The sequence below is a fragment of the Flavimobilis soli genome (assembly GCF_002564025.1).
GTDB classification, from domain to species: Bacteria; Actinomycetota; Actinomycetes; order Actinomycetales; family Cellulomonadaceae; genus Flavimobilis; species Flavimobilis soli.
Map to the genome: position 1 here is coordinate 1,843,948 of NZ_PDJH01000001.1, position 12,724 is coordinate 1,856,671.

Genomic DNA, 12,724 nt, shown 5'->3' on the forward strand with positions numbered 1-12,724 from the left:
CCGGTCGTGGGACCGACTATCGGGCGCCCTGACGGCGGACCATCTCGTCGATCCAGATCGGCGCGAACGGTGAGACGCACCCGGGCGCTGTCGGGTAGTCCTTGAGCACCTCGAGGCGCTCGCCGATCGCGACCGCGCGCTCGCGGAGCTCGGGGTGGTGGATGCCGATCGTCGCGAGGCACTCGTTCATCGCCCACTGGAGGCGGTCCGGGGCGTCCTTCATGTGCGTCTCGACCAGGTCGAGCAGGGCGGGCAGGTCGAGCCCCTCGGGCTTCTTCGCGACGCGGACCGACGTCAGCGCCCAAGCGGCGGCCGTGACTACCGGGTCGGCGTCGTCGAACCACTCCGCGCGCAGGTCCTCGGCGTGCGGGCTCTTCTTGACGACATAGCTGAGCAGCCAGTCGAGCACCTTCGGCGCCCGCGCCTCGCGCATCATCGTGTCGAGCTCGGCCGCCGAGAACGCCTTGGGCCGGCAGACCAGCAGCGCGACGAGGCGGGTGGCGGCGTCCCCGGTCGCCCACAGCTCGAGCGCGAGCTCGTGCTGCGTCTTGAGGCGGGTCGCGACCGCCCGCAGCTTCGTCAGGTTCACGCCGTGCTCGTCGCCGTGCCGCTCGTTGACCGCACGGATCTTCGGGTCCTCGAGCGCGGCGAGCTCGGCCTGGATCTCGGCGACGGTCGCGGCCGTCTGTGCGTGCGTCGTCATGCGTCGATCCTCACCCGGCGTGCGTGGCAAAGCGAGCCTCCGGCCGGTGCCGAACAGGGAGCGGCACCAGAGTGGGCGATCGCCTCCGCCGAGGTAGGGCCCTGCGCGTGAGTCAGGGCTGTCGAGCGCCCTACCTGACGTACCGACCCCTACCTCGCGTGGAACCGCCTACCTCGACGCACTTCCGCCGGGCCCGCCGAACCCGCCCCGGCGCGCCCTCGGGGGCGGGCGCGCCGAGGCAGACGTGGGCTCAGGCGACCGTGAAGGCCGCCGTGAGCAGGTCCTCGGTGCGGGAGCTCGGGCCGACGCGCAGCTCGAAGTCGCCCGGCTCGACGACGCGCTGACCGGCCGCGTTGACGATCGTGCACTCCGCGACAGGCAGCTCGAGGTCGACGACGCGCGTCTCCCCGGGTGCGAGCTCGACGACGCGGTACGTCTTGAGCTCCTGGTCCGCCCAGCTCGCTGAGGTGACGACGTCGCTCACGTAGACCTGCACGACCTCGCGCGCCGGACGCGTGCCCGTGTTCGTGAGGGTCACGGTGCCGCGGATCGTGCCGTCCGCGCTGAGCGCGGACTCGGCGAGCGTGAGGTCGGCGTACTCGACGGTCGTATAGGTCAGGCCCTCGCCGAACGCGAACGCTGTGCGCTGCGTGAGGTCGGCGTACCGCGAGCCGTGCTGGCCGCGGAGCTGGTTGTAGTACGTCGGCTGCTGGCCGACGTGCACCGCGAACGAGATCGGCAGGCGGCCCGACGGCTCGGTGATGCCGAGGAGGATCTCGGCGAGCGCCCGCCCGCCCTGCATGCCGGGGTTGGCCGCCCAGACGAACGCGGCGGCGTCGAGCACGACCTGCGGCAGCACGTGCGGCTTGGACGCGAGGAGCACGACGACCAGCGGCTTGCCGGTCGCGGCGAGCGCCTCGAGCATGGCGACCTGCCCGCCGAGCAGCTCGAGCGTCGCCGTGGACTTGCACTCACCGACGAGCTCGATGCGGTCACCGACGACGGCGACGACGTAGTCCGCGTCCTGCGCGGCCGCGACGGCCTCGGCGATGAGCGCCTCGTCCGGCCCGGTCGGCGCGGCGACCTTCGGTCGCGGCTGCCCGTCGGGGAAGAACGCGCCGTCCGGGTCGTCGGCGAGCGTGATGATGTCGGCGCCGCGCGAGTAGGTGACCTCCCAGTCGGCGGGCACGTGGTTGCGCAGCCCGTCGAGGACGGTCGTGACCATCTCGCGCGGGTGCCCGTCCATGAGCCAAGGCGCCTGGCCGGACGCGCCGGCCCAGTCGCCGAGCGTCGTGTGCGGGTCGTCGGCGTTCGGGCCGACGACGGCGATGCGGCGCGGCGTCGTGTCGCCGCCGGTGGCGCGTCCGTCGGCCCCGGCGGTGAAGCCGCCGGCGAGCGGCAGCACGCCGTCGTTCGTGAGGAGCGTGATGGAGCGGCGCGCGACGTCGAGGTTCACGGCCGTGTGCTCGGGGGTGCCGATGACGGCCTTCTGGCGTGCGTCGTCGGGCCTGCGCGGGTCTTCGAAGAGGCCCAGCTCGAACTTGAGGGTGAGGATGCGAGCGGCGGCGGCGTCGATGAGCGACTCGTCGAGCATGTCGCGCGCGACGGCGTCCTGCGCGCCCTCGAAGAAGCCGGGCGTCGTCATGATCATGTCGTTGCCGGCCTTCACGGCCGCGGCGGCGGCGTGCGTGTGGTCGGGCATGAGGTGCTGCTCCCAGATGAGGCGGCCCACGTTGTCCCAGTCGGTGATGAGCGTGCCGGTGTAGCCCCACTCGCCGCGCAGCACGTCGTTGAGCAGCCAGTCGTTGAGCGTGATCGGCACGCCGTCGGTCGACTGGTAGCCGAGCATGAACGTGCGGCAGCCCTCACGGGCGACGCGTTCGAACGGCGGCAGGAACCAGGAGCGCATCTTGCGGCGCGAGACGTCGGCCTCGCTCGCGTCGCGGCCGCCCTGCGTCTCGGAGTACGCGGCGAAGTGCTTGGCGGTCGCGAGGATCGCCGTCGGGTCGTCGAGGCCTGCGCCCTGGTAGCCGCGGACCATCGCGGACGCGAGCTCGCCGATGAGGAACGGGTCCTCGCCGAACGTCTCGGAGACGCGGCCCCAGCGCAGGTCGCGGGCGATGCACAGGACGGGGGAGAAGGTCCAGTGGATGCCGGTCGCGGCGGCCTCGACGGCGGTGATGCGGGCGGCGCGCTCGACGAGCTCGGGGTCCCAGGACGCGGCCATGCCGAGCTGGGTGGGGAAGATCGTCGTGCCCTTGAAGAACGAGTGGCCGTGGATGCAGTCCTCGGCGATGAGGAGCGGGATGCGCAGGCGCGTGGTCTCGGTGATCTCGTGGGCCTCGCGGACCAGCTCGGGCGAGGTGTGCAGGATCGAGCCGACGTGCTTCTCCTCGATGAGGTGGCGGACGCCGTAGCTCGCGTCGAGCTGGAGCATCTGGCCGACCTTCTCGGGGAGCGTCATGCGCCCGAGGAGGTCCGCGACGCGGTCGGGGACCGGGAGGGTCGGGTCGAGGTAGGGCAGGGTCACGGGAGGGTCCTCTCACGGCGGCGTCGGCGTCTCGGGCGGTGGCCCGGTTGGTGTGGTAGCGCTCCCACACCGGCACGGAAGAGCATAGTCGAATCGTTCCGACGCGGCCAGGGCCGCTCACCAGCCCTTCTGCGCGCTCCGTCTCGCCGACCGATCCCCCCGATGCACACGTGACCCGTGCATCCGGGCTGTCCGCCGGTCTGGCTGAGCTGGGCCGAGGGGGAGTTCCACCGATCGCCCGGGTCCACACGTGAGTTGTGCATCCGGGCGATCGGTCGAAAGGGCCGGGGCGGACCGGGCCGGGCGGACCGCGGCGGAGCGAGGCGGCAGGGCTCCCGGGGGAGGGCGCGCGGCTCAGGGAGCGGGCGCGGCCACGCGATCAGCGTCGGCCGGACGAGGCGGTTCCGGCGCCGTGACCGCCGAACCCAGGCTCGCCGCGATCACCGCCCCCGCCGCGACCAGGTGCAGCGCGTCGACCGCCTGGCTCAGCAGCAGCCACCCGAACAGCATCGCGATCGCCGGCTCGAGGCTCAGCATGATCCCGAACGGACGGGGCGACAGCCGCCGCAGCGCCGCGAGCTCGAGCGTGTACGGCACGACCGACGCCAGCAGGCCCATGACCAGCGCGAGCCCGACCATCGACGCGTCGCCCCGTACGACGACGGCGTCCGCCGCCCCGAACGGCGCGAGCACGACCGCCGCGACCGCCGTCGCGACGACGAGACCGCCCTGGCCGGGAACCGTCCGCGCGACGCGCGAGCTCGCCAGGATGTATGCCGCCCAGAACGCCCCCGCACCGAGCGCGAACGCGACCCCCCACGGGTCGAGGCGACCACCGACGTCGTCCGACGACAGCCCGAGCGCCGCGACCCCCGCGGCCGCGAGCAGCACCCACACGAGGTCCTTCGCCCTGCGCGTCAGCACCGCCGACAGCGCGAGCGGCCCCACGAACTCGATCGTCACCGCCACCCCGAGCGGGATCCGCGCGATCGCCTCGTAGAACATGCCGTTCATCGCCGCGAGCGTCACCCCGAAGACGCCCGCCGCGCGCCACTGCGCGCCCGTCCACCCGCGCACGCGCGGACGAAAGATCAGCCCCAGCACGACGGCGGCGACGCCGAGCCGCAGGAACGACACCCCGGCAGGGGACACGTCGTCGAACAGGTGCGCGGCAGCCGCCGCGCCGAGCTGCAGCGAGACGCACGACCCGAGCACGAGCCCGAGCGCAGGGGCGGACGACGGTCGGGCGCTTCTCACGTGACCACTGTCTCACCCGCGCTGGACAGGCCAGGGGCCTGTCGTCGGGGGATCATGAGGTCGTGGACGACGACACGCACGACGCCGCGGGCAGACCCGCCGCGCCCTTCGACATGGCCGCCGCACGCGCCATGTGGGAGGAGTACTCCGCGGCGAACCCGGACATCGTCGCCGAGCATCCCGAGTGGGAGGTTGACCGCTTCGCGGACACCGCCGACTACGCGACCGAGATCGTCGAGTGGGTCGAGACGCGGGACAAGCGCGCGACGTCGGACCTCGTGGACACGTTCCTCCAGCGCGGGGTGCCGCTCCCGCGCGTGGGGGCGCACTGGGTCGTGTGCGACGGGGAGGGCAAGCCGCGCTACGTGCTGCGCACCCTGTCGCTGCGCCTCGGCACGATCTGGAGCGCTGACGAGGCGTTCGCCGCCGCCGAGGGCGACGGCACGCTCGACGAGTGGCGCGACGTCCACCGCCGCTACTGGACGCGCATCTGCGCCTCGCGCGGCGAGGTGTTCACGGACGCGACCCCGGTCGTCCTCGAGCGGTTCGAGGTGGTCTGGCCCGCCGCCGTCGCCGACCGCTAGGGTGCTCGTGCGCGGCCGCTGACCAGGCCGTCCATGTCGAGCACGACCAGGGACCACGCGCACCGTCAAGGACTGGTCGTACGAGAAGACCAGGCAGGGTGACCGTCCGGCCCGGTGACCTGCAAGGATCCGCTGGCTCGGGAAAGCTCGCGTGCCTCTGGGCCTCATGTTCGGCCTCCGGGGTGCCGATGGTGGTGCGGCGGTGCGCGCAGGGGGATCTGAGGGGTCCGGCCGCGCCGCGCTCGGACACCTACTCAGGGAGAATCACCATGTCTGTCATCACCTCCGGCGCGCGCAAGCTCGTCGCCACCGCCGCGACCTCCGCGCTCATCCTCACGGGCGCAGCCGTCGCTGCCGCCCCCGCTGGCGCGGCGACCGCCAAGCCGACCGTCACGATCGGCAAGATCGCCTCCGTCTCCGTCGTCGAGGGCGCGACCGCGACGATCAAGCCGGTCGTCAAGACGAAGGGCAACGTCAAGGTCACGAGCAAGACCGTCACCGTGACGAAGGACGGCAAGACCGTCGCCAAGAACAAGAAGTCCGCGAAGCTCGGCGCCGGCACCTACACGGTCACGACGACCGTCAAGTACAAGACGGCGACCACGAAGCGCACGAACAAGAAGGTCAAGGTCGCGCTCGAGGACGGCATGGCGCCGATGATGTGCAAGACCTCGAAGGTCAAGAAGATCAAGAAGTTCGAGATGATCACGCACATGGCGGACGTCGCCTGCACGGACCCCAAGTCGAAGGGCACCGTGAGGTACTCGGACGTGTACTTCGGCTACAACAAGCAGGACCGCGCCTGGTACGGCGCCGACGCCCGAGGCAACGCCATCGCCTTCGAGGACCTGCACCGCACCAAGTCGCAGGAGTCCTACGTCATCCCGGTGGGCACCCTCAAGGTGTCGGTCAAGACGACGAAGAAGGTCTGGTCCAAGGTCAAGACCAAGAAGTCGACGCAGACCCTCACGATCACCACGAAGTGACGCGGCGGGCCGGGCGCTGAGCGCCCGGCCCCTGCTGTCTGCGGGCGCCGAGGTAGGGCCATCCGCGCGAGGTAGGGCCATGGAAGGCCCTACCTCGCGTGCGAGGCCCTACCTCGGCGTTCGTCGTCCTGGCCGAAGGTTCGGGACCTCCCGCTGCGCCCCGGTCGTCCCGACGGCGCGGTCTCGACCGAGCGTGTCATCGCTCTGACGGGGCTCTCAGCGGGCGGGTGGGGCCGTCGAGCTGCGCTCGACGAGCGTCGTCTCGACGACGGTCTCGTGCTTTGCCGGGCGCCCGGCGAGGGTGTCGAGGAGAAGCTGTGCTGCAAGCTCGCCCTGGAGCGCGACCTGCTGATTGACGGTCGTGAGGTCGACGAACGACGAGACGGGGTGGTCGTCGATGCCGACGATCGAGATGTCTTCCGGGATGCGCAGGCCGCGCCGGACGATCGCCTGGGTGGCGCCGTAGGCGAGCTCGTCGCTGTGTGCGAAGACCGCGGTGGGCATCGGTTCGCCCCGCTCGGCGCAGCCGTCGAGGATCGAGTCCATCGCGGCGGCGGCCTCCGTGCCGACCCAGGTGATGTTCCGGACGAGGTTGCCGTCGGCGGCGACGCCGGCGTCGCGCAGCGCCTCGTGCCAGGCGCGCGACCGGCCGGACGCGTCGGGCCAGTCGGGGTGGTGCGGGTCGGTGCCGGCGATCATCGCGATCCGACGGTGGCCGAGGTCGAGGAGGTGCTGGACGGCCTGCCTCCCCGCCGCGCAGTCGTCGATGTGGACGTTCGGGTAGTCGGCCGTCTGGCCGCCGGCGGCGACCACCTGGACGCCGAGCAGCTCGAGGCGCTTCTGTTCCGCGGCGTCGACGGGGAAGGCGACGGCGATCACGGCGTCGACCTTGCGGCGCGCGGGCAGCCGCGTGAGGAAGGTGGCGCGGTCCTCGGGGCCGTCGACGTGGTAGAGAAGCAGGTCCATGTTGGCGCGCGAGAGCACGCGCTCGATCCCGGAGACCATCTCGCCGAAGAACCACCGGTTGATGTGCGGGACGACGAGCGCGACACGGCGGGCGGCGCCGCCCGCGAGGCGCTGCGCCTCGGGGGACGCGACGTAGTCGAGCTGGCTGGCTGCCTCGAGGACGCGCGCCCGGGTGGCGGGGGCGACGCCGTAGGCGCCGTTGAGCGCGCGCGAGGCCGTGGCGAGGGATACTCCGGCGGCCTGTGCGACGTCGTTGAGGCTCGGCGTGCTTCCAGAGGGCATGTGCCGATCGTATGCCCGCCAAGTGCCGAGAAGAAAGCGCTTCCGGAGGGGCGGCCCTTGACCTTGGAAGCGCTTCCGATCATGCTGGGAGCATGAAGAACCAGGTTCAGCTCATCACCTATGCCGACCGTCTCGGCGGCGACCTCGGCGGTACCGCGCGCCTGCTCCGCGACCGTCTCGCGGGCGCGTTCGGCGGCGTGCACCTCCTGCCCTTCTTCACGCCGTTCGACGGCGCCGACGCGGGCTTCGACCCCGTCGACCACACCGCCGTCGACCCCCGCCTCGGCACGTGGGACGACGTCCGCGACCTCTCCCAGACGCACGACACCGTCGTCGACCTCATCGTGAACCACGTGTCCGCCGACTCCGCCGCGTTCCAGGACGTCGTGCGCCACGGCACGGCGTCCCCGCACTTCCCGATGTTCCTCACCATGTCGTCCGTCTTCCCCGACGGCGCGACCGAGGCCGAGCTCGCGCGCATCTACCGGCCCCGCCCCGGCCTGCCCTTCACCGCGATGCGCCTCGGCGACGAGCTGCGATACGTGTGGACGACGTTCACGCCGCAGCAGGTCGACATCGACGTCCGCTCCGCACAGGGCCGCGCCTACCTCACGAGCATCCTCGACGCCGTCGCCGCCGCAGGCGTGAGCCTCGTCCGGCTCGACGCCGTCGGGTACGCCGTCAAGACGCCCGGCACCACGAGCTTCATGACCCCTGAGACGTTCGCTTTCATCGAGGAGTTCACCGCCGAGGCCCGCGCGAAGGGCGTCGAGGTCCTCGTCGAGGTGCACTCGTACTACCAGCGGCAGATCGAGATCGGTCGGTCCGTCGACCTCGTCTACGACTTCGCGCTGCCGCCGCTCGTGCTGCACGCCCTGTACACGGGCGACGGCTCCGTCCTCGCCGAGTGGATGCGCATCCGCCCCCGCAACGCCGTGACGGTCCTCGACACGCACGACGGCATCGGCGTCATCGACGTCGGCCCCGACCAGACCGTCCGCCCCGGCGAGGCGCCGCGGCCGGGACTGCTCGACGCCACCCAGATCGACCAGCTCGTCGAGGGCATCCACGAGCGCACGGGCGGCACGAGCCGGCTCGCGACGGGCGCCGCGGCGTCCAACCTCGACCTGTATCAGGTCAACTCGACGTTCTACGACGCGCTCGGCGGGGACGACCGCCGGTACCTCGCGGCCCGTGCCATCCAGGTGTTCACGCCCGGCGTGCCGCAGGTCTACTACGTCGGCGCGCTCGCGGGCGGCAACGACGTCGAACTGCTCGAGCGCACGGGCGTCGGCCGCGACATCAACCGCCACCACTACACGCTCGCGGAGATCGACGAGGCGCTCGAGCGTCCGGTCGTGCGCGCTCAGCTCGACCTGTTCCGCCTGCGCAACGAGGTCCCTGCGTTCGACGGCGACGTCGAGGCGAGCCTCGACGGCAGCGTCCTGACGATGGTGCGCCGCGGCGTCGAGGTGCCCGACGCCGTCGCGACCCTGCGCGTCGACCTCGCCACGGGAGAGGCGGACGTCGAGGTCACCGGCCCGACGCCGCGGGCGTGGAGCTCGACGGCCGCCTGAGCCGCGATCGGGTCGAGCTGCCGCGCTCTCGGCCTGGCGTCTGCGCCGCTCCCTTCGCCGAGGTAGGGGGCTGCACGTGAGGTAGGCCCATGGAGGGCCCTACCGCGCGTGGAAGGCCCTACCTCGTGCACAGGGCTTCCTCACGGGAGCCTCCTTACAGGGCCCACTCATGTGGGGCCGCCTCGCGGGAGAGGACCCGGCCGCGATCGGGGATGAGGCGCAGACGGGGGCCGGGCGACAGGAAGCGCGGACGACCTCAGGCGGTCGGCGCGGCGAGGAGGCGGGCTGTCGCCTCGCGGACCGCCGCGAGCGTGTCCGTGAGCGCCCGGTCGCGGCCGGACGTCTCGACGAGGCTCACGACCGGGAACGGCGCGTGCGTCCCGGGCGCGACGTCGCCCACGACTGCCGCGACCGGCACGCCCGCAGCGCGGGCGCGCTCGGCGACGCTCCCGACGACCTTCCCGGCGAACGACGTCGCGTCCAGCAGCCCCTCGCCCGTCACCACGAGGTCCGCACGACCGATCGCGGCGTCGAGCCCGACGGCGTCCGCGACCAGGTCGAAGCCCGGCACCAGCCGCGCGCCGAGCGCCGCGAGGCCTCCCGCCAGACCGCCTGCCGCGCCTGCGCCGGGGATATCCCCGACGTCGACGCCGAAGCGGCGCACGTAGAGGCGCCGCAGGGCGCCGAGCCGGCGCGTGAGGTTCTCGACCTGGTCGGGCGTCGCGCCCTTCTGCGGCCCGAACTCCCGGGCCGCGTCCTCGAAGCGGGTCGTGACGTCGCACGCGACGGTGAGCGCGACGCCGTCGGGCAGGGTGCCGATCGCCTCGACCGCGGGCGCGCCACCGTCGGTCATGGCCGAGCCGCCGACCGTCACGAGGACGCGCGTGGCGCCCGCCTCGACCGCCGCGCGGACGAGCTGGCCCGTGCCGGCGCTCGTCGCGTCGAGAGGCCGCAGCCGCTGCCCCTCGAGCAACGCCAGACCGGACGCTCGTGCGGACTCGATCACCGCCGTCGTGCCGTCCAGTCGCCAGCCCGCCTCGACCGGAGCGCCGAGCGGTCCGGTGACGACCGTCGTGCGGTTCGGGCCGCCGAGCGCGTCCAGAGTGCCGTCGCCGCCGTCGGCCAGCGGCAGAACCTCGGTCGTGTGGCCGCGCTCCGCGCAGACGGCCGCGATCGCCGCGGCGACCTCCGGCGCGGTCGCGGTGCCTTTGAGCTTGTCGGGGCAGATCAGGATGTGCACGGGTCCATCCTCCCGGACAGCTACCGCGTCGGGCGCGGGCGGAACAGGGCGAGCAACGCCACGAGGATGATCGCCACCACGCCACCGAGGACGCACAGCGTGCCGTAGCTCCACGCTGACACGACCACACCCGAGAGCACCCCCGCACCCGCCCCGCCCAGCGACACGAGCACGTCGACCGATCCCTGCGTCCGGGCGCGCCGCTCGAGCGGGAGGTTCTCGGCGACCGCCGTCGTGCCTGCGACGAGGCCGAGGCTCCACCCGAGACCGAGCAGCGCGAGCGCGAACGCGAGCCACGGCACGGACGATTCCGGGGCGAGCCACGCGACGAGGCTCGCCGCCAGCAGGGTCAGCCCAGCCAGCCCGGCCACGACGCGAGACCCGAGCCGGTCGACGAGCGACCCCGACAACGGCGACGGCAGGTACATCGCCCCGACGTGGATCGCGATGACCAGGCCGGTCGCACCCAGGCCGTGGCCGTGTGCCTTCATGTGGATCGGCGTCATCGTCATGATCGCCGCCATGACGACCTGCGTGACGACCATCGTCGTCGCGCCGAGGCGCACGCCCGGCGCAGATCCGTGAGCGCCGTCGTCCTGGGTGTCGCCGGGTGAGGGCTGTGCAGGCTGCGCCGCGGCGCGCTCGCGGGCGAGCAGGAGCGGGTCGGGTCGCAGCGCGACGGCGAGGATCGCCGCCGCAGCGCCGTACGCGACCGCGGCGAGGAGGAAGGGCCCGGCGAGGTGCGGGATCGAGACGGCGTCGGCGACGTCGCCCATCACCTCGACGAGGTTCGGGCCCGCGACGGCACCGAGCGTCGTCGCGACGAGCACGGTCGAGACGGCGCGGCCGCGGCTCGCGGCCGTCGCGAGGTCGGCGCCCGCGTAGCGCGCCTGGAGGTTCGTCGCGTTGCCCGCTCCGTAGACGAACAACGCAGCGAGGAGGAGGACGCCGGAGCCCAGGACGGCAGCGACGATGACGCCGACCGCGCCGAGCGCGCCAGCGAGGTAGCCGAGCGCGAGGCCGGGGCGTCTGCCGCGCGTCTGCGACACGCGGCCGACGCCCGCGGCGGCGAGCGCCCCGCCCGCAGCGAACAGCGCGGTCGGCAGGCCGGAGAGCGCGGTCGAGCCGAGCAGGTCCTGAGCGAGGAGGGCGCCGACGGTGACGCCCGCGGCGAGCCCGGCCCCGGAGAGGAGCTGGGCCCCGACGAGGACTCTCAGCGTGCGGCGCTGGGCGTGCGCGATCTCGGGCTGTTCGGGTGCGATGGCCACCGTCGCAGTCTGTCACCGCGGGCGGACACGGCACCCGGGTGCGGCGCCCTGCCGGAGAAGGCCTGCGTCAGAGGGGGCTCGGAGCGACGACCGTGACGGTCGCGCCGGCGGCCGTGAGGGCGTCGACGAGCAGTGAGGCCTCGGTCTGCGTGTACAGGCGCGGGAGGTCGGAAGGGGCGGCGAGCGAGAGCCGCTGGCTGGGCGTGAGGCTCGCGTGCGCCTCGATCGCGTGGCGGACGGCGCCGGAGAGAGCGCCGTGGGCGGCGCCGCCGTCGGCGAGGCGGAGGCTCACGAACGGGGTCGCGGCGGTTGCGGGCCGACGAACATGGGAGGCCGGGGCGTGGGTACGTCCGTCGAGGCTTGTCGTGATCGTCATGCGCACCAGCATGGCGCTAAGTAAAGAAAGCGTCAAGCACACAGGGTGAAAGTGTCATGAATCACTCCCTGCATGGTCAGGACGGAAGTCTTATGTCGACGTTCACCCGGTGTGCGGTAGCCCCCGACCTGCACAAGCACCAGGATTTCGTTACCTTCTGGGGCGTGAAACTCAACCCCGTCTCTTCTCTTGTCCTCACGGCTGCCCTCGTGGCCAGCCTCGCAGCGTGCTCGTCCGACACCCCCGAGCCCGCCGCCGCGGCGACCACCTCGAGCGCCGCGACCCCCTCCGACGCCACCGGGACCACCGAGCCCGCCCCGACCACCACCGAGCCGGCCGAGCCCGCGGTCCAGGTTCCCGAGTCGTGCGCCGACGTGTCGACGCAGAAGGACGCGACGGTCAGCGGAAAGGCGCTCGGCACGTGCATCGTCGACGCGATGACCGCCGTCGGCACCGGGTCGATGGTCGTCGAGGACGGCACCAGCTCGAGCAACGTCGCCTTCCGCTTCGACCCGAAGTACAGCGCCTACGTGACGGGCGGCGCCGAGGGCGAGCTCGGCGTCATCCTCGAGGAGAAGACCGGCTGGCTGCGTCAGGGCGCCGAGTGGGTCGAGGAGGGCTCGGGCGACCAGCTCGTCGACGCCACGATCGGCCTCGTCCGCGTCTTCAGCGACCCGCTCGCGATCAAGACCTACCTGGCCACGTGCGACACGTGGACGACAGACGGCCTGCGCACCGGCGAGGCCCGCTACGACTGCACCGACACGTTCGAGTTCGCCGGAGCGACGATGAGCGACGTCTGGTTCACGGTCGACGAGGACTTCCTCGGCGTCGAGTCCGTCGCGACGGCCTCGATGGGCGGCGAGTCGGTCACGACGACGCAGACCTTCTACCGCTGGGGCGAGCCGGTCGACATCCCCGACCCGCGCTGACGCGCCGCACCAGGACGACGCCG

The 12,724-nt window shown here is 72.6% G+C and carries 11 protein-coding genes; 4 read left to right on the plus strand and 7 right to left on the minus strand.

What is annotated here, in order from left to right; translation table 11 throughout:
• Positions 1-16: 16 nt before the first annotated feature.
• The 3 genes from ATL41_RS08400 to ATL41_RS08410 form a co-directional block, all read right to left on the minus strand.
• Positions 17-703: a DNA alkylation repair protein gene (locus ATL41_RS08400; RefSeq protein WP_098458074.1), complete on the minus strand. Its 687-nt coding sequence runs from the start codon at positions 701-703 to the stop codon at positions 17-19.
• A gap of 250 nt (positions 704-953) precedes the next feature.
• On the minus strand, positions 954-3,233 hold the full coding sequence (locus ATL41_RS08405; protein WP_245854709.1) for an exo-beta-d-1,3/1,6-glucosidase: 2,280 nt from the start codon (positions 3,231-3,233) through the stop codon (positions 954-956).
• Between the two features lie 354 nt (positions 3,234-3,587).
• Positions 3,588-4,490, minus strand: a complete 903-nt coding sequence (locus tag ATL41_RS08410) for an EamA family transporter (protein WP_098458075.1) — start codon at positions 4,488-4,490, stop codon at positions 3,588-3,590.
• A 62-nt stretch (positions 4,491-4,552) separates the two neighbouring features.
• Between ATL41_RS08410 and ATL41_RS08415 the strand changes: the two genes are divergently transcribed.
• Together ATL41_RS08415 and ATL41_RS08420 are read left to right on the plus strand one after the other, a co-directional pair.
• Positions 4,553-5,074: an ASCH domain-containing protein gene (locus ATL41_RS08415; protein WP_245854711.1), complete on the plus strand. Its 522-nt coding sequence runs from the start codon at positions 4,553-4,555 to the stop codon at positions 5,072-5,074.
• A 269-nt stretch (positions 5,075-5,343) separates the two neighbouring features.
• Positions 5,344-6,060 carry a hypothetical protein gene (locus ATL41_RS08420; protein ID WP_098458076.1) on the plus strand — a complete coding sequence of 239 codons (717 nt, stop codon included), beginning with the start codon at positions 5,344-5,346 and terminating at the stop codon, positions 6,058-6,060.
• Between the two features lie 216 nt (positions 6,061-6,276).
• On the opposite strand, the gene ATL41_RS08425 is transcribed toward ATL41_RS08420, so the two are convergent.
• Positions 6,277-7,308 carry a LacI family DNA-binding transcriptional regulator gene (locus ATL41_RS08425; RefSeq protein WP_098458077.1) on the minus strand — a complete coding sequence of 344 codons (1,032 nt, stop codon included), beginning with the start codon at positions 7,306-7,308 and terminating at the stop codon, positions 6,277-6,279.
• 92 nt (positions 7,309-7,400) lie between these two features.
• Here ATL41_RS08425 and gtfA point away from each other — a divergent pair, with 92 nt between their 5' ends.
• Positions 7,401-8,885, plus strand: a complete 1,485-nt coding sequence (gene gtfA, locus ATL41_RS08430; RefSeq protein WP_098458078.1) for a sucrose phosphorylase — start codon at positions 7,401-7,403, stop codon at positions 8,883-8,885.
• Between the two features lie 256 nt (positions 8,886-9,141).
• Here gtfA and ATL41_RS08435 read toward each other — a convergent pair whose 3' ends face one another.
• The 3 genes from ATL41_RS08435 to ATL41_RS08445 all read right to left on the minus strand — a co-directional run bounded on the left by ATL41_RS08435 (position 9,142) and on the right by ATL41_RS08445 (position 11,769).
• Entirely contained in the window at positions 9,142-10,125 is a 984-nt protein-coding gene (locus ATL41_RS08435; RefSeq protein ID WP_169924531.1) for a glycerate kinase, read from the minus strand.
• A 20-nt stretch (positions 10,126-10,145) separates the two neighbouring features.
• Positions 10,146-11,393 carry an MFS transporter gene (locus ATL41_RS08440; protein ID WP_219810376.1) on the minus strand — a complete coding sequence of 416 codons (1,248 nt, stop codon included), beginning with the start codon at positions 11,391-11,393 and terminating at the stop codon, positions 10,146-10,148.
• Between the two features lie 67 nt (positions 11,394-11,460).
• A complete protein-coding gene (locus ATL41_RS08445) occupies positions 11,461-11,769 on the minus strand; it encodes a hypothetical protein (protein ID WP_143556593.1) in 309 nt (102 codons plus the stop codon).
• A gap of 164 nt (positions 11,770-11,933) precedes the next feature.
• Here ATL41_RS08445 and ATL41_RS08450 point away from each other — a divergent pair, with 164 nt between their 5' ends.
• Positions 11,934-12,701 (plus strand): hypothetical protein, encoded by a 768-nt coding sequence (locus ATL41_RS08450; protein ID WP_143556594.1) that lies wholly within the window; start codon positions 11,934-11,936, stop codon positions 12,699-12,701.
• Positions 12,702-12,724 lie beyond the last annotated feature (23 nt).

Coding starts and splice junctions, on each gene's coding strand:
- ATL41_RS08400 (WP_098458074.1), bottom strand. CDS start 703: ATGACGACGCACGCACAGACGGCCGCGACCGTCGCCGAGATCCAGGCC.
- ATL41_RS08420 (WP_098458076.1), top strand. CDS start 5,344: ATGTCTGTCATCACCTCCGGCGCGCGCAAGCTCGTCGCCACCGCCGCG.
- ATL41_RS08425 (WP_098458077.1), bottom strand. CDS start 7,308: ATGCCCTCTGGAAGCACGCCGAGCCTCAACGACGTCGCACAGGCCGCC.
- gtfA (WP_098458078.1), top strand. CDS start 7,401: ATGAAGAACCAGGTTCAGCTCATCACCTATGCCGACCGTCTCGGCGGC.
- ATL41_RS08445 (WP_143556593.1), bottom strand. CDS start 11,769: ATGACGATCACGACAAGCCTCGACGGACGTACCCACGCCCCGGCCTCC.